The organism is Flagellimonas alvinocaridis (genome assembly GCF_004916895.1).
In the GTDB taxonomy this organism is placed as follows: domain Bacteria; phylum Bacteroidota; class Bacteroidia; order Flavobacteriales; family Flavobacteriaceae; genus Flagellimonas; species Flagellimonas alvinocaridis.
Genome location: NZ_SNTZ01000028.1, coordinates 1 through 1,815, shown reverse-complemented (window position 1 = coordinate 1,815; position 1,815 = coordinate 1). Strand labels below are relative to the sequence as shown.

At 54.3% G+C, this 1,815-nt stretch carries 1 tRNA gene and 1 rRNA gene; both read left to right on the top strand.

Annotated features, from left to right (window positions below):
* Positions 1–103 precede the first annotated feature (103 nt).
* Positions 104–1,629, top strand: a 16S ribosomal RNA gene (locus EZV76_RS16770).
* Positions 1,630–1,740: 111 nt separating this feature from the next.
* Positions 1,741–1,814: transfer RNA gene (locus EZV76_RS16765), tRNA-Ile, on the top strand.
* Position 1,815 lies beyond the last annotated feature (1 nt).

The following is a 1,815-nucleotide window of genomic DNA, read 5'->3' as shown; positions in this document are numbered from 1 at the left end:
AAGAAGTTCATATACATATTGTAACGACAGCGTAAAGAGAATTAAGAACCATTTTGATGCGGGGACTCTGGTTTCCGGGTGTCGGACAGACATTCAAGGAAATACAATGAAGAGTTTGATCCTGGCTCAGGATGAACGCTAGCGGCAGGCCTAACACATGCAAGTCGAGGGGCAGCGGGGAAAAGCTTGCTTTTCCGCCGGCGACCGGCGCACGGGTGCGGAACGCGTATGGAACCTGCCCCTGTCAGGGGAATAGCCCAGGGAAACTTGGATTAATGCCCCATGGTACCGCGATATCGCATGATATTGTGGTTAAAGATTTATCGGACAGGGATGGCCATGCGTACCATTAGCTTGATGGTGGGGTAACGGCCCACCATGGCAACGATGGTTAGGGGCCCTGAGAGGGGGATCCCCCACACTGGTACTGAGACACGGACCAGACTCCTACGGGAGGCAGCAGTGAGGAATATTGGACAATGGTCGGGAGACTGATCCAGCCATGCCGCGTGCAGGATGACTGCCCTATGGGTTGTAAACTGCTTTTATACGGGAAGAAACGCACCTACGTGTAGGTGTCTGACGGTACCGTAAGAATAAGGACCGGCTAACTCCGTGCCAGCAGCCGCGGTAATACGGAGGGTCCGAGCGTTATCCGGAATCATTGGGTTTAAAGGGTCCGTAGGCGGGCCGTTAAGTCAGGGGTGAAAGTCTGCGGCTCAACCGTAGAATTGCCTTTGATACTGGCGGTCTTGAGTCATGGTGGGGTTGCCGGAACATGTGGTGTAGCGGTGAAATGCATAGATATCACATAGAACACCGATCGCGAAGGCAGGTGACCAACCATGTACTGACGCTGATGGACGAAAGCGTGGGTAGCGAACGGGATTAGATACCCCGGTAGTCCACGCCGTAAACGATGGATACTAGCTGTGGGGACTTCGGTCTCCGTGGCCAAGCGAAAGTGATAAGTATCCCACCTGGGGAGTACGTTCGCAAGAATGAAACTCAAAGGAATTGACGGGGGCCCGCACAAGCGGTGGAGCATGTGGTTTAATTCGATGATACGCGAGGAACCTTACCAGGGCTTAAATGCAGGCTGCATGGGGTAGAGATACCCCTTTCTTCGGACTGCCTGCAAGGTGCTGCATGGTTGTCGTCAGCTCGTGCCGTGAGGTGTCAGGTTAAGTCCTATAACGAGCGCAACCCCTACCGTTAGTTGCCAGCATGTCAAGATGGGGACTCTAACGGGACTGCCGGTGCAAACCGTGAGGAAGGTGGGGACGACGTCAAATCATCACGGCCCTTACGTCCTGGGCCACACACGTGCTACAATGGCCGGTACAGAGGGAAGCCACCCCGCAAGGGGGCGCGGATCTATAAAACCGGTCACAGTTCGGATCGGGGTCTGCAACTCGACCCCGTGAAGCTGGAATCGCTAGTAATCGGATATCAGCCATGATCCGGTGAATACGTTCCCGGGCCTTGTACACACCGCCCGTCAAGCCATGGAAGCCGGGAGTGCCTGAAGTCCGTCACCGCGAGGAGCGGCCTAGGGCAAAATCGGTAACTAGGGCTAAGTCGTAACAAGGTAGCCGTACCGGAAGGTGCGGCTGGAACACCTCCTTTCTAGAGAAAGAGATGCCCGGAAGTCACGGGTCCCGCACGAGGTGGTCCTAAAGATCTTTGTGCTGTCGTTTATGATATGTTTTTTGTGATATAGGCAATTTTGGCCAAGACAGTCTCATAGCTCAGCTGGTTAGAGCGCTACACTGATAATGTAGAGGTCGGCAGTTCGAGTCTGCCTGAGACTAC